Source organism: Methylophaga nitratireducenticrescens (assembly GCF_000260985.4).
Taxonomy (GTDB): Bacteria; Pseudomonadota; Gammaproteobacteria; order Nitrosococcales; family Methylophagaceae; genus Methylophaga; species Methylophaga nitratireducenticrescens.
This window is the reverse complement of sequence record NC_017857.3, coordinates 3,067,512-3,083,114: the sequence shown is the minus strand read 5'-3', so window position 1 is coordinate 3,083,114 and position 15,603 is coordinate 3,067,512. Positions and strand designations below refer to the sequence as shown.

At 47.5% G+C, this 15,603-nt stretch carries 11 protein-coding genes; 6 read left to right on the top strand and 5 right to left on the bottom strand.

All coding sequences use genetic code 11. From position 1 onward, the window contains the following. Positions 1-9 precede the first annotated feature (9 nt). The 4 genes from mutL to Q7A_RS14800 form a co-directional block, all read right to left on the bottom strand. On the bottom strand, positions 10-1,686 hold the full coding sequence (mutL, locus tag Q7A_RS14815; protein ID WP_014707650.1) for a DNA mismatch repair endonuclease MutL: 1,677 nt from the start codon (positions 1,684-1,686) through the stop codon (positions 10-12). A 47-nt stretch (positions 1,687-1,733) separates the two neighbouring features. Further along, the gene (locus Q7A_RS14810; protein WP_014707649.1) at positions 1,734-3,119 is read right to left on the bottom strand and encodes an N-acetylmuramoyl-L-alanine amidase; all 1,386 of its coding nucleotides are present in this window, start codon (positions 3,117-3,119) and stop codon (positions 1,734-1,736) included. Positions 3,120-3,219: 100 nt separating this feature from the next. Next, positions 3,220-3,672 carry a tRNA (adenosine(37)-N6)-threonylcarbamoyltransferase complex ATPase subunit type 1 TsaE gene (gene tsaE, locus Q7A_RS14805; RefSeq protein ID WP_014707648.1) on the bottom strand — a complete coding sequence of 151 codons (453 nt, stop codon included), beginning with the start codon at positions 3,670-3,672 and terminating at the stop codon, positions 3,220-3,222. Beyond that, a complete protein-coding gene (locus Q7A_RS14800) occupies positions 3,672-5,162 on the bottom strand; it encodes a bifunctional ADP-dependent NAD(P)H-hydrate dehydratase/NAD(P)H-hydrate epimerase (RefSeq protein ID WP_014707647.1) in 1,491 nt (496 codons plus the stop codon). The genes tsaE and Q7A_RS14800 overlap by 1 nt, the downstream gene beginning before the upstream one ends. Before the next feature lie 46 nt (positions 5,163-5,208). Between Q7A_RS14800 and queG the strand changes: the two genes are divergently transcribed. Together queG and Q7A_RS14790 are read left to right on the top strand one after the other, a co-directional pair. Continuing rightward, positions 5,209-6,282, top strand: coding sequence for a tRNA epoxyqueuosine(34) reductase QueG (gene queG / locus Q7A_RS14795; RefSeq protein WP_014707646.1), 1,074 nt, complete (start codon positions 5,209-5,211; stop codon positions 6,280-6,282). A 55-nt stretch (positions 6,283-6,337) separates the two neighbouring features. Then, positions 6,338-8,275 (top strand): methyl-accepting chemotaxis protein, encoded by a 1,938-nt coding sequence (locus Q7A_RS14790; RefSeq protein ID WP_014707645.1) that lies wholly within the window; start codon positions 6,338-6,340, stop codon positions 8,273-8,275. Positions 8,276-8,750: 475 nt separating this feature from the next. On the opposite strand, the gene polA is transcribed toward Q7A_RS14790, so the two are convergent. Next, positions 8,751-11,465 (bottom strand): DNA polymerase I, encoded by a 2,715-nt coding sequence (polA, locus tag Q7A_RS14785; RefSeq protein WP_014707644.1) that lies wholly within the window; start codon positions 11,463-11,465, stop codon positions 8,751-8,753. Positions 11,466-11,596: 131 nt separating this feature from the next. Between polA and Q7A_RS14780 the strand changes: the two genes are divergently transcribed. Genes Q7A_RS14780 through hldE form a run of 4 tightly spaced genes read left to right on the top strand, consistent with a single transcriptional unit; the run spans position 11,597 to position 15,419 of the window. Continuing rightward, a complete protein-coding gene (locus Q7A_RS14780; RefSeq protein WP_044326485.1) occupies positions 11,597-11,893 on the top strand; it encodes a DUF2782 domain-containing protein in 297 nt (98 codons plus the stop codon). Between the two features lie 27 nt (positions 11,894-11,920). After that, entirely contained in the window at positions 11,921-12,877 is a 957-nt protein-coding gene (locus Q7A_RS14775; RefSeq protein WP_014707642.1) for a homoserine kinase, read from the top strand. Positions 12,878-12,905: 28 nt separating this feature from the next. Next, on the top strand, positions 12,906-13,943 hold the full coding sequence (gene waaC, locus Q7A_RS14770) for a lipopolysaccharide heptosyltransferase I (protein WP_014707641.1): 1,038 nt from the start codon (positions 12,906-12,908) through the stop codon (positions 13,941-13,943). 30 nt (positions 13,944-13,973) lie between these two features. Continuing rightward, positions 13,974-15,419, top strand: a complete 1,446-nt coding sequence (gene hldE / locus Q7A_RS14765; protein WP_014707640.1) for a bifunctional D-glycero-beta-D-manno-heptose-7-phosphate kinase/D-glycero-beta-D-manno-heptose 1-phosphate adenylyltransferase HldE — start codon at positions 13,974-13,976, stop codon at positions 15,417-15,419. Positions 15,420-15,603 lie beyond the last annotated feature (184 nt).

The window sequence follows — 15,603 nt, the reverse complement described above, 5'->3', positions numbered from 1 at the left end:
CATGTTTAATCAGTCCGAGAATAAGCTACCAAGTGTCGCCAGATCAAGTTCTCGACACCATGGCTTTTCAATGCATTCCGACAGAGTGAGCGTTTTAAGCCATTCTTCTGCCTGCTGAGGTGGAATCTTATCTGAGGTTTTCAATAATTCCGAGAGACAACGACCAAGAACCGCTGCATCAATATCATCCTTACAGACAGCCACAATAACTGCAGACACCACTGTCTTCAGATCCAGCTGTGCCAGTGCAATGGGAATATTTTTGATGATTACAGCATTTTCTGTCGGTTGTAACTCAAAGCCGAATGAGTTTAGTAATTTCTGTTGTTTTCCAACGCTGTTTAACTGGACATCACTGCATGGATGACTGAGTGGTACCAGAATCGGCCTGCTTTTCAAAGGCAGCTGTTTTAGCCGCTCGCTGAATTGTTGCCTGCGCGAACTGGAGAGCGCTTTTGGAAGATCAATCAGATAATGCTGTTGTTGAAAGCGTATCCAGACATAGCGTTGGTGCAAAATCTGTATTAACTGAATAGCATCATTTGAGTCAGTCTGGTTAATGGATACCGGCCTACGGACAGGATTCTCTGGAGGAGGTGTGACAAGATCATGTCTTTGATAGGCAGAGGCCGTTTCTGCAACCCATGGGGTATTTGTCGGGGATGGTGTTTGTGCTGGGCCGGTGATTATTTGTTGCTGTAATTGATCTTTTACCGCTCGATGTATTAATCCATGAATCAGCCGGGTTTCGCGAAAGCGAACTTCATGTTTGGTGGGATGCACATTCACATCCACCCGATCCAGTGGAATCGTCATATATAAAACATAGGCTGGATGACGGCCAGCCGGAATCAAATCGGCATAGGCCTGACGCACTATCTGACTGATCAGACGATCCCGTATTATCCGGCCATTAATAAAAAAGTATTGTTGATCAGCTTGAGGACGATGCGCCTCCACATGCCCCAACCAGCCTTTAATCGTGATGATATCAAACTGTTGATCAATCGCTATGGCTTGCTTTACAAATGCCTGACCACAGATTTTGCCAATTCTTGCCAATTGCTGAGACTCAGACTCGGCAATGGGCAGGTTGAGCTTTTGCTGGCCATTTAATTGACACTGAAAGCGTACATCGAAACGGCTTAAAGCAAGTCGCTGCATGGTGGTAAGAATTTGTTGCTGCTCGGTACGCGCGCTGCGTAGAAACCGTCGGCGGGCTGGCAGATTAAAAAACAAATCTCGTACGGCCACGGTGGTGCCTTCTGGATGAACAACGGGTTCCGGTTCTTCTTCCTCGTGATGAATCTGCCAGCCACATTCACTGTCGTGCTGCCGGGAAATCAAACTCAGATTAGAGACTGAGCTGATACTGGGTAAGGCTTCACCACGGAATCCCAAACTAGATATCTGGCTCAGCTGATCACTGGAGGAAATTTTGCTGGTGGCATGTCGGCTCAGTGCCAGACAGAGATCATCAGGATGAATACCTGAGCCGTTATCTCGAACCTGAATCAGTTGACTGCCTGAGCCTTCAATGGTGACATCAATTTCTGTTGCTGACGCATCCAGACTGTTTTCCACCAGTTCCTTGATGACGGATGCCGGGCGTTCGATGACTTCGCCAGCCGCAATCTGGTTGGCAAGTTGTAGGGGCAGGGCATGGATACGTTTCGGCGTCAGCATCGACACAGTTTAACAGCTGCGAACAGCAAATCCGCAGTCAACATCACTCAAGGAATTTTTAAAACGTCACCGACCATCAGTTTGCTGGTTTGCAGATTATTGGTGGATTTCAATTCAGACATATTGACCCGATAGCGTTGTGCAATCGTACTTAGGGTATCGCCGCTACTGACAATATGTTGCTGTGGTTTAACCTGCTGGGTTATCGGGTTTCTCTGGAAATAACTGCGGATACCAGCCAGCATTGCCTGCGCCAGTTTGTTCTGATGATTGACATCATTAAGCTTGCGCTCTTCTTCCGGGTTGGAAATAAACGCTGTTTCCACAAGCACCGAGGGAATATCCGGTGATTTGAGTACCACGAACGCTGCTGATTCAACCCGTTTTTTATGCACTGGCCCAACCCGCTTCAAACCACTTAAAACACTGTTGCCCACTTCCAGGCTGGCTTCCAGACTGGCGGTTTGCGATAAATCCAGTAAGACCGAGGCCAGCAGATCGTCTTTGTCTTCAAGACTGATACCACCTGCAAGGTCAGCAGCATTCTCACGGTCTGCCAGAATCTGAGCCGCCTCACTACTGGCACCGCGTTGTGATAATACATAGACCGAAGATCCTTTGGCGCTGGTGCGCTGAAAGGCATCAGCATGGATGGAAATAAACATATCCGCACCATTTTTTTTGGCTCGCTGAATACGCTGCCTCAGGGTAATGAATTCATCGCGTTCACGTGTCATAAAGGCACGCATACCCGGTTCGTTATCCACCAGTTTTGCCAGCCGACGGGAAATAGCCAGCACCACATCTTTTTCACGAGTGCCTTTTCTGCCAATCGCACCGGGATCACGACCACCATGACCTGGATCGATTGCTATCACGATATCGCGACGGGGCAACATCGGTCGGTTACGCACCGTTGTGTTGGTAGCTGTTTGTTGCGGTGATGGGGGAGTATCAGCTTTTGTAATTTGAGCGGAAGCTTTTTCTTCTGCTTTATCAGTAGCCTTTTCGGGTGATTTTGACGATTTGTTAGTGGCCAGAGCTGTGGCCGGTCCATGTTTTAAATCGACCAGAAGTCGATGCGAGTATTCACCTTCAGGCGCCAAAGTCTGAATCTCATAGTCCGTTTCCTGTTTAAGATCGAAAACCAGGCGATAAGTCTCCTGATCATGCTGGGCATGACGGATTTTCTCGACCACTGCACTGTTAAATGTCGGGGCAATTAATTTTTTGTTTACCTTGGCGGCTTTAAGATCGACAACTAACCGATGCGGATTTGTCAGTGTGAAGCTGGAATATTCCAGTGCTGTATCAAGATCCAGCACCACGCGGGTCAGGTTAGTATTTTGGGATATACGGATATTCTCAACCGAGGCGGCATGCGCATCGACCGTAAACATCAATATTATCAATCCCAATAACAAACGAGACATAGCAAGTTCCAACAAATTACACAGTGCTAGTTTGTGATTGAAGTAATAAAAAATCAAGACTTTTTTCTATATTTTTAATGAGATAGCGAATAAAGCTGAATTAGTTGTGAAGTTTATCGCAGATATCAGAAGCGGCTTCGGAATAAGCCGTAAAAATAACTTCTCGGCCGGAAGTCTGATATTTCAATGAGATAAGCAGGTCGGGTTCTGGTAAAACCCCTGTGCCTTGTTCCGGCCATTCGATTAACGATAGGGCGTTAGTAGAAAAGTAATCTTCTATACCCAGATAGAGCAGTTCTTCCGGAGCAGCGAGACGGTATAAGTCAAAATGGTAAATATCCCGCGCGTTGAGCTGATAATGCTCGACCAGAGTGTAAGTCGGGCTTTTAACTTTACCTGAGTGGCCAAGCGCGTTGAGCAATCCCCGAACAAAAGTCGTTTTTCCCGCTCCCAGGTCACCTTTGAGGTGGATGCAGAATGCTGAATCAGGAAGTAAGGCCGCCAGTTTTGCAGCCAATTCCAGAGTAGCTTGTTCGTCTTCGAGCCAGACCATTAATAGATAAGGTTTGCTAGTCGACGCAGATGTGGCATTAAATCCATTGCCAGTGTGCCGCGTTCACCATCAAGTTCGGCTGCTTTATCCGCCGCCATACCATGAAGTGTGACGCCCACACAGGCAGCATCCATGATTGGAAAATGCTGGGCCAGCAGACCGCCAATGACACCGGCCAACACGTCACCCATACCTCCGCTGCCCATGCCGGGATTACCCCAGGTGGAAAGACGGGTCGGTGCTTCACCGTTGGAAATCAGTGTTCCTGATCCTTTAAGCACCACCACGCCACCATAACGTCGTTGCAGTTCATAAACTGCGGCAAAACGATCCGCCTGAATTTCTTCTGAAGTACAACCTAACAATCGGGCTGCTTCACCCGGATGCGGTGTGAGCACCCAATTATCATGATACTGTGGATTTTTACTCAGCAAATTTAGTGCATCCGCATCCACGACCATCGGCAGATTGGTTTCAATGGCTTTCTGAAATAATGCAACAGCCCATTCACTCTGGCCAAGACCGGGGCCAACAGACAGTGCATTTGCAGGACGCAGCAATTCCTCGAGCTCACTGGCACTCTCAACGCCATAACACATCAATTCAGGTCGGGCCAGATTCAGGATGGGACCGTGTGCACTTCGGGTTGCAATACTGGTTAAACCGGAACCTACACGAGCTCCTGCCTCAGCTGCAACTCGTGCTGCGCCAGGCATACCATGATCGCCACCAATGATAAACAAATGGCCATATAAACCTTTATGACCTGTACGCTCGCGGGGCGCTAATCCAGCCGCATCGTTTTCCAGACTGACCCGACGCGCAATGGGGGTAAATGCTTTATAAATGGCGGATGGGACTTTTAACGAATCAAAGCAGACCTGGCCACAGTAATTGGGGCCTTCGCCGGTAAATAACCCTTTGTTCAGGCCCAGAAAACTTAATGTGATTGTGGCATGAACGGCGGTTCCTAATGCACGGCCGGTGTTAGCATGGATACCGGAAGGGATATCCAGCGCTAAAACCGGTATTCGTTTGGTATGTTCATTGATAGCATTAACCGCTAAGGCGTAGTCACCACTTACTTCTCGACTGAGTCCTATCCCCAAAAGAGCATCAACAATCACGTCTGTGGTAGGTAATTTCTCTTCAAACCGATGAATTTCAACACCGCTGGCAATAATGGCTTCACGGGCAGCAAGGGTTTCCTCGCTCATTTCTTTTTCATCGCCCACCTGAAAAATACTGACACGATACTCTTCGGTTATTGCCTGTCTGGCCAACTCGAAGCCATCGCCACCGTTATTGCCAGTTCCACAAACGACTAAGATACGTTCTGCCTGAGGCCAATAACTTTTTATAGCACCTAAAGCAGCAGCGCCAGCACGTGACATTAATTTTGCTGACGAAATATTATGTTGCTCTGTGACAATACGTTCCAGCTCACGGGTCTGTTCTGCAGTGTAAAGTTCATGTGGCAAAGTCGACATAAAATAATATCCCGATGAAAAAATTCAGTTCACTATAATAGACCGCATGGTCGATTCAAATACAGTGCAGTTATCCCGAGCACTTTTAAATGATATGCAGATATGGGCGCGTTCGCTTGGCTTTCAACAGCTGGGTGTCAGTGATATTGACCTGTCTGCCGCAGAAGATCAATTGCAACAATGGTTAGCGCGCGGCTTTCATGGTGAGATGGAATTTATGCAACGCCATGGCAGTTTGCGAACCCATCCTGAAGAGTTAGTGCCCGGAACCATCCGGGTTATAACCGCCAGAATGGATTACTGGCCGGAAACCGCTGCCGATGCGTGGCAGGTGATGGGCGAGAGCGAATTGGGTTTTATCTCCCGTTATGCACTGGGTCGGGATTATCACAAACTGATACGTAAGCGTTTACTTCGGCTTTCGCAGCGAATTGAGGAGGCCGTTGGTGCAATGGGGTATCGGGTTTTTACCGACAGCGCACCGGTGATGGAAAAAGCCCTGGCACAGAAATCCGGGCTGGGTTGGGTTGGCAAACATACCAATGTGTTAAACCGGCAAAACGGTTCATATTTCTTTTTAGGCGAAATTTACACCGATCTGCCTTTGCCACTGACAGAGCCGGTATCTGATCATTGTGGTTCCTGCACTGCCTGTATTGATATCTGCCCGACTCAGGCGATTGTGGCGCCTTATCAACTGGATGCAAGACGTTGTATTTCCTATCTGACCATTGAACTTCGCGGCAGTATTCCTGTGGAATTCCGACCTATGATGGGCAATCGGATATATGGCTGTGATGACTGTCAGCTGGTGTGTCCCTGGAACAAATTTGCTCAGATGACTACCGAGTCAGCCTATCTGCCGCGTGAAGGTCTTGATGCCCCTCAGCTGGTGGAATTGTTTTCCTGGACCGAAGCAGAATTTCTGCAACGCCTGGAAGGCAGCCCAATCCGCCGCATTGGTTATGAATGCTGGTTGCGGAATATTGCTATTGCTCTGGGCAATGCCGAAACTTCACAAAAAATTGTGGCGTCATTAAAAGACCAGCTTGAACATTCCTCAGAACTTGTACGCGAACATGTTCAGTGGGCTTTGGAACAGCACATTAATCCGTCATAAAGCTGTCATTAACTTGCGCTAGAGTTTCATGCTTGTATGTTAAGCGGGATAAAGAGTGCGATTAAGTGTAGTTTCAAGATGGCTGGCAATATTTATTGCTGCTGGATTAATGATTGGTGTGCTGGCGGGTATCTGGGGCTGGCAACAATTAGATAAGCCGTATCAGATTGCCCAACAGTTTCAGCAATTTAAATCCCGGTTTGATATTGAAGTACGGGTATTGCTGGCCCGTTATCTGGCTTCCGGTGATGCCGATCTACTTCAACAGGCCGAGACCCAGCTTGTTGAATTATCTGCCGTAGAACAGACCTGGCTTAATGAACAGGACAACCAGACGATTCAATCAGCCATTGCTGTGCTTCAGGAAAAAGTATTTGAAGTGCGTGAAGCCGGAAAACTGGCCGGTAATCCACAAGCGCTGCTGATTCAGAACGAACGTGAGCGAGATGGTGAAATTGGCCTTTTGATCGACTACGCTCAAAAGAGTGAAGCGCAAGGGCATCCCTATCAGCAATCTTTTACAGCACTACTGGCAGAATTAAGTCGTCAGCTGAATGATATTGGACGCCTTCGACAGCGTTATATCGAGTTGCAAACCAGCGATATTCAAACGGCGTTAGTTTCTGCGAACAATGCGTTTATCGATAAGCTGGAACAATTAAATACCTTGCCAAAATTTGGCATTTATTCGGAAGTGAATACCGAAGCATTAATCCCTCAGGATCCCGAAGAACTTGGGCAACGTGGCATTGACTCATTGTTATCATTGAGCAGGCGCTATGAAAAAGAATTAAGCAATACATTACAGTTTGATCAGCAGCTACAGCAAAAACGCGCGGCCTTAGGCGGTGAGATCTCTACATTTGCCGACACGCTGGATCAGTTTCAGTTAAAAATAGAAGACATCAAACAGTCCATCAGTCAGCAGGTGCAGTGGATCATGATGGGGGTCGTTAGCATCATTATCCTGACTATTTTGCTGTTCTATTTTTTACAGAAACGCATTATCCGCTTCCTAATACAGCTGGAACATTATTTCAGCCAGATGATTAAAGGTAACTTTCAACAGACTCTGGTTTCAGAGTTGCCGTTTGTCGAATCGCGATCAGTTGAGCAATCGGCGCTGCAGCTGCAAAGTTATTTTGCTCAATTGATTGATAAGCTGAATCAGCAATCTCAAAATGTGTTGTCTGCCAGTACTGATTTACAAACGGCCTCGATGCAGGCGGTTTCGGTCAACCAACAACAGATTGCCGCCACCGAGGAAGTTTCGGCTGCGATCACCGAGTTATCGTATTCCTTTAAAGAGGTTGCCCAAAGTGCCTCTAATGCAGCTGAATCGACAGAACAGGCTACACAGGCAACTGAGCAGGCCAGTCAACAATTAAGCAGTGCCGCCAATGCCAGCCATCAACTCTCTGAGAATTTGTTAGCATTTGAAAGCACGATGAATACATTGGAACAACGTGGCAAGGACATCAATCAGGTGCTGGTGGTGATTCAAAGCGTGGCTGAGCAAACGAATCTATTGGCCTTGAATGCGGCAATTGAGGCCGCAAGAGCCGGTGAACATGGCAGAGGATTCAGTGTGGTGGCCGATGAAGTCCGACAGCTGGCGACCCGCACCAAACAATCAACGGAAGAAATCCAGGCCATTATTGTCGATCTGCTGAACAGTAGCAGTGAAGCCGCTGCAACGGTTCGGTCCCAGAGTCAGTTTGCTGAGCAATGTGCTGAACAAGGTTTAAACGCGAAAACAGCGATGATCCCGGTAATAAACGCGGTGCAGAATATTCATCAGGTCAATGCTTCCATCGCTACAGCAACCCAGCAACAGACAGCCGTAGTGGATGATATCGCCAGAAGTACCGAACAGATCAAACAGCGCTCCGAGACCGTGAATCAGCAAATCACCGAAATTGAACAGGCTGGGCACAGTCTCAATCAAGTCAGTCAGAGTTTGAATAAACTGGTGGGGCAACTAAAACAATAAACCGATACACGCTTTGTCGCTGGAAACATTATGAACAACCATTTTGCTCCACTCCTGCAAAAGCAGTTGAGTCGACGCTCAGTATTGCCATTTAGTCTGGGCTCCTAAAGCCTCAAGCATGTATTTTATTTTTCGGCGATTTTCCTGTTCATGATTTGTCTCAGAAAATCAGCACCTATCTGCGTAATCTACGGATAAAACTCCTTAAAAGCTTCCTGCCCCTATTTGTTTCTGTGGTGAAAAATCCGCTAGGGCTTGTTTATCTCACTGCTGGTGACTATTTTTGTGTCCGACAAGGTGGAAAATAAACAGTGTAGCCATCTACGGGAATACCGGATCAATCTGTTTTTGAAATTACCTGGTTTGATAGTTTGTTATCGGTTTCATTAAAATTATTTCTCTAAAAATCTGTGTCCATCTGCGTAATCTGCGGATAAATTGCTTTTGCACCTTCGTGTCTGTGGTTAATTATCAGCTAGTGCGCTTGTTCCCAATTATCCCCAACCCCAATACCAACTTCTAATGGCACTTCGAGATCAGCGGCTTGAATCATAAATTGCTCAATTTCGGTTTTAGCTAAATCAAGCTGATCTTCGGGCACTTCAAATACTAATTCATCGTGCACCTGCATAATCATGCGAATACCGGTATCAGCTTCAAGCAACCAGTCATGGATCGAAATCATTGCGCGTTTGATAATATCTGCGGCACTGCCCTGCATCGGGGCGTTAATCGCGGTTCGTTCGGCGTATTGACGACGCAGGCCGTTGCTGGAGTTGATTTCCGGCAAATATAACCGTCGCCCGAAAATGGTTTCGACATATCCATCTTTTTTGGCCTGTTCACGAGTATTGTCCATGTAATTTCTGACACCGGGATAGCGTTCGAAATAGGTTTCCATGTATTTGGCAGCCTGATGACGTTCGATGCCCAGTTGTTTGGATAGTCCGTGGGCGGACATACCGTAAATTAAACCAAAGTTGATGGCTTTGGCACTGCGACGTTGATCACCGTTAACTTGTTCCGCTTCCACGCCAAAAATTTCGGAGGCAGTGTGGCGATGTATGTCTTCACCCTCGGCAAATGCGGTCAGCAGGCTTTTATCGCCTGATAAATGCGCCATGATGCGTAATTCAATTTGTGAATAATCGGCTGCCAGGATCTTGGCACCTTTTCCGGCAACAAAGGCTTCACGGATTTTACGACCCGTCTCAGTACGGATCGGAATATTCTGCAGATTTGGATCCGAAGAAGATAAGCGTCCGGTAGCTGTGACCGCCTGATGATAAGAGGTATGAACACGGCCGGTCTGTTGATTGACCTGCTGTGGCAGTTTGTCAGTGTAAGTGGATTTCAGCTTACTCAAACTGCGGTAATTCATAATGATTTGTGGAAGTTCATAGCCATCATCTGCCAGTTCCTGCAGCACATTTTCAGCGGTCGAAGGTTGGCCTTTAGGCGTTTTTTTACGAACTGGCAATTGCTGCTGGTCGTAAAGAATTTCCTGTAATTGCTTTGGTGAACCCAGATTGAATTTGGTCCCGGCAGAGGCATGGGCCTCTTTTTCCAGCCGATCAATATCCAATGCCAGTTGGTCGCTTTGCTGTTGCAGCATAAAGATATCAATATGCACGCCATTACGTTCCAGTGTGTTGAGCACCGGCAACAACGGCATTTCCAGTTCACGATAAACGGTTTCCAATGATGGAATCGCCTGAACCTTGGGCCATAAAACGTGATGCAGTTGCAAGGTGATATCGGCATCCTCACAGGCATATGGAGAGGCTTCTTCTAAACCGATTTCATTGAAAGTCAGTTGTTTTTTGCCTTTACCGGCAATATCTTCAAAATGAATGGTGCTGCGGCCCAGATATTTTTCGGCCAGCGAGTCCATATCGTGGCGGGTCGCGGTGCTATCCAACACATAGGACTGCAACATGGTGTCATGGGCAATACCCTGCAAATTAATGCCATGATTGAGCAGGATATGCCGGTCATATTTGAGGTTCTGACCGACTTTCAGTGCCTTGGGATCTTCCAGTAATGGTTTCATCAGAGCCAGCGTGGCATCAAAATCCAGCTGATCCGGGGCGCCCGGATAATCATGCGCCAGCGGCAGATAAGCGGCTTCACCGGCTTTAATGGCAAATGACATACCGACGATACGTGCCTGCAAATAATTGAGGCTGGTGGTTTCGGTATCAAAGGCAAACAGTTCAGCTTTTTTGAGTTTATCCATCCAGCTATCCAGCTGCTGCTGAGTCAGAATGGTTTCATAATATGTTTCATTGCTGGTGGCAGGTTCATCCGTTTTTGTCGAAGGCCCAGCAGCAGGTGCAGAGTCTAATTCTTGTAACCAGCTTTTGAATTCATAACGTCGATACAGCTCTGCCAGTTTCTGGTTATCCGCTACCTGCATATCCAGCGTTTCCGGTGTGAAATCCAGCTCGACATCCATCTTGATGGTGGCCAACTGATAGGAGAGTGGCAAAGCATCAACGGCTGCTCTTAATTTCTCACCCAGTTTGCCTTTAACTTCATCAGCATGTTCGATAACACCCTGCAAACTGCCATATTGTTGCAGCAGTTTGGTTGCGGTTTTTGGGCCAACACTGTCAACGCCGGGGATGTTATCCACCTTGTCGCCCATCAACGCCAGATAGTCGACGATTTGCTGTGGGGTCAGGCCAAATTTTTCTTGCACGGCGGCGATATCGGTTTTAGTGTTATTCATGGTGTTGACCAGTGTCACATGCTTGCTAACCAGCTGCGCCATATCTTTGTCCCCTGTAGAAATCACGGTTTCAATTCCGGCTGCAGTGGCCTGTTTTGCCAGCGTGCCGATCACATCATCAGCTTCAACGTTATCAATGCAGAGCAGCGGCAAGCCCATGGCTTTAACAATTTCATGGATCGGTTCAATTTGTTCACGTAAATCGTCCGGCATTGGCGGACGGGTGGCTTTATACTCTGCGTAGAGATCATTACGGAAGGTTTTGCCCTTGGCATCAAATACCACTGCCATATGTTCGGGTTGATAATCACGGATTAATTTACGCAGCATATTGATGACGCCATAAATGGTACCGGTGGCTTCGCCGTCACTATTCGTTAACGGAGGCATCGCGTGATAAGCGCGATACAGATAGGAAGAGCCATCAACAAGAATAAGTGGTGCAGTTTGAGTCATAGTTCACAAGGCCTGAAATTAGTGGCAAACAGATTGCTTTTATCATCGTAGCGGAAATGCTATCTTTATCGGAAATTTAGTGGAGCCAAGTCATGTTAAAACCGTTCGCCATTGTATGCGCAATTAGCGCGATGATCACAGGAAGTGCGTGGGCAGGAGCTACCGGTCCTGATTTGACTGAGCCTCCAGCGATGCCGCCTCCGTTACAAGATGGCGAAAGCATCGAACCTGAAATCAACATCATCCAGGAAGAAGATCGCACTATCGAAGAATACCGCGTCAACGGTCAGCTCTACATGATCAAAATCACCCCGGATATTGGCCCTTCGTATTACCTGATGGATACTGATGGCGATGGTTCATTGGAAACGACCAAACATAACCTTGCCAATCCGGAAGTGCCGAACTGGATCCTGTTGGAATGGTAACAAAAACTCCCGTTAACTGAGATTTTCATGTCTGTTTATACCGAAGTCGGGCGCGATGAATTAATAGCGTTCATCGGCGAGTATGCCGTTGGTAATCTGATTGACTATCAGGGCATTTCTGCTGGAATTGAAAACACTAATTATTTTGTCACCACTGATCAGGGAGAGTTTGTGCTCACCCTGTTCGAGCAGCATGAGTTTGCTGAGCTGGATTATTTTCTCGAGGTCATGACGTTTTTCTTCAAGCATGGCATTCCCTCGGCGCATCCCGCTGAAGATAAACAGGGAAATTACCTCAAGTCCTTATGCGGTCGTCCAGCAGCACTGGTGATGCGTCTGGCTGGTCATACAGTGGATGAACTTGCGACGCTTGGCCAATGCGAAGCTATCGGCGATATGCTGGCGCAAATGCATTTGGCCGGGCAGAAGTTTAAACATCGTCGGGCCACCCAACGCGGTGCCGATTGGCGTGAATCAATAGCCGAAACTTTGCTTCCGCATATGTCTGCAGAACAGGCCGATATGCTCAAAGCAGAACTGGCTTTTCAGCGACATTACAGTGATCTGGAATTACCATGGGGCGTGACTCATTCAGATTTATTTCGTGATAACGCCTTATTTATTGATAATGAACTGCAGGGTATTATTGATTTTTACTTTGCCTGTGATGAATTTCTGATTTATGACCTGGCAGTTGCCGTTAATGACTGGTGTATTAACGAGCAAGGCTTGATTGATATCGAACGCTATCATCGTTTGATGAATGCCTATCTGCAACGCCGGGAACTCAATGAAGCCGAACAATCTAACTGGAATCTGGTGTGTCGAGCTGCAGCATTACGTTTCTGGCTGTCACGCCTGCAGGATCAGCTTTTCCCTCGTGAAGGTGAAATGACACAGATTAAAAACCCCGATGCATTTCTGAAAATCCTGCAACAGCATCGCCACAACCCATTATCTTTAAATACTTTGCAAAACGCTTGATGTTATTCCATCAGGTGTTTTTCCGTTTATGAAAGTATTAATCATCAAGCTCACCTCCATGGGCGATTTAATGCATGCCTTACCGGCGTTAACCGATGCAGCAAAAGCTTTTCCCGGTATTGAATTTGACTGGGTGGTGGATGAAGCCTTTGCCGAAGTGCCAAAATGGCATCCCAATGTTCGCAAAGTTATTACCACCTCGCATCGCCGTTGGAAGAAATCTGCCTGGCAAACGCTGACCGGTGGTGAATTACGCCAGTTCTATCGGGAACTGAATCTGGATGATTACGATGCGGTCGTCGATATGCAGAATAATCTGAAAAGTGCGCTGGTCAGCAAATTACGTCGCGGCCCGGTCTATGGTCTGGATAAACAGTCCTGTCGAGAGCGACCGGCCCACCTGGCCTATCAATATCCAATTAACGTCAATCCACAACAACATGCCGTGGAGCGGATGCGGCAGCTACTGTCCCAGGCTTTGGATTATTCGATCCCCAAAGCGTCAGCGAAATATACTGTAAATTTCAGTAAATACCCGTTGCCTGAACTCGAGTTTGTCTTACCCAAGCGATATCTGATGTTTGTGCATAATGCCAGCTGGTTGACCAAGCTCTGGCCGATAAATTTCTGGCAACAGTTGGTATTACAAGCGCGAGCAGAAGGTTATGCGGTCCTGTTACCGTGTGGTAATAATGACGAATATCAACGTGCTCAACAGATCGCCTCAGTCGATGCCATGGCTTTTGCATTACCGCGTTTAGGCCTCAACGATATCGCGGCGATCATGCACCATGCGGCAGGAGCGGTATGCAGTGATACCGGCCTGGCGCATCTTGCTGCCGTGGCAGGAACGCCTGCATTAACCTTGTACGGTGCTACGGATACAGCGCTTATTGGCACTTATGGCAAAGATCAGCAGCATCTGGTCAGCGAATTTAACTGCGCCCCATGTTACAAACGCAAATGTCCGTTACCCGCCTCACGCAGTGGCGAACCCGTCTGCATGACTGAGCTGACACCGGAAATGGTTTGGCATGGACTGCAACCACTTTTAGCCGCACAATAACCACTTTCCTTAATCAATAATTTAAACGTTATGAAAAACGCATTCCCGGATTTTCGGCAGGCCAATGTTGTAGTAGTTGGTGATTTGATGCTGGATCGCTTTTATTTTGGCAAAACCAAACGCATTTCACCCGAAGCGCCGGTGCCGGTGGTCAATATTGAACGTTTGGAAGATATTCCGGGAGGTGCTGCCAACGTAGCGATGAATATTGCTTCTCTCGGTGCCAAATGCAGCCTGTCCGGCATTACCGGTCAGGACGAAGCCGCTCAGGTGCTAGAAGAGCGACTGAATTCTGTCAGCATTGAATGTGCGTTTCATCAAACTTCACAACATCCGACTATTATTAAATCCCGCATTATCAGTGCCCATCAGCAGCTGCTACGGATGGATTTTGAAAGCCGCTTTACGGTCGAAAGCGGTGTCGGTATGGCTGACAAAGTCACACCATTACTGGTCAATGGTGGGGTGATGGTTCTGTCGGACTACGATAAGGGAACGCTGCACGATCCACAGCAGTGGATTGCACTAGCCAAAGCCAATGCGATGAACGTGCTGGTGGATCCGAAAGGTAATGATTTCAGTAAATACCGTGGCGCGGATTTAATCACCCCCAATCTCACTGAATTTGAAGCGGTAGCGGGCGAAATTCAATCAGAAGCCGATCTGATTGAAAAAGCCAAAAAACTGATTGCCGACTTTGACATTAAAGCCGTATTGATCACTCGCAGTGAACAAGGCATGTCGTTGATCACCAACGATAACACCGAGTTCCATTTACCGGCCATTGCCAAAGAGGTCGCGGATGTCACCGGAGCAGGGGACACCGTGATTGCCACGTTGGCGGCGGCACTGGCAGCCGGACAATCTTTGCAACAAGCCGTGACCTTAGCCAATGTCGCCGCCAGTATTGTGGTCAGCAAGTTGGGCACATCAACCGTCAGTGAACCGGAACTGTTTGCCGAATACCAACGCCATCAGGGAACCCGTCAAAGTGATCATTCCTTTGCCGGTGCGGTCACGGTTGAGCAATTAAAAATTGCCGTCGACCAAGCCAAAAAGCGTGGCGAAAAAATCGTCTTTACCAATGGCTGTTTCGATATCCTGCATGCCGGTCATGTCAGCTATCTGCATCAGGCTCGAGCTCAGGGCGATAGATTGATTGTCGCCATCAATTCTGATGAATCTGTCACCAAACTCAAAGGCAAAGGCCGTCCGATCAACACCGCTGATCGCCGTCAGATTGTGCTGGCAGGCTTGGCCGATGTGGATTGGGTTACCGTGTTTGAAGGCGATACCCCTGAAGACCTGCTCAGAGAAATCCAGCCGGATATCCTGGTTAAAGGTGGCGACTACGATAAAAAAGGCGTGGTTGGCTGGGAAATCGTCGAAGGTTACGGCGGCGAAGTCAGAGTCATGGGGTTAACCGAAAACTGCTCTACCACGGCGATAGTGAATAAGATCCATCAGGATAGATAAAGCACTTTATCCGCAGATTACGCAGATGGACGCAGATTATTCAAAAAGCTAAATAAACCACAGAGACACAGAGGGCACGGAGAAATATTAGATTTAATAGCCACTGAATCGATATGACTAAGGATCATTTTCTTTTCAATGCGCACATTTATGCGCATAATGAGGGCGTGTATTAGGAGAATTA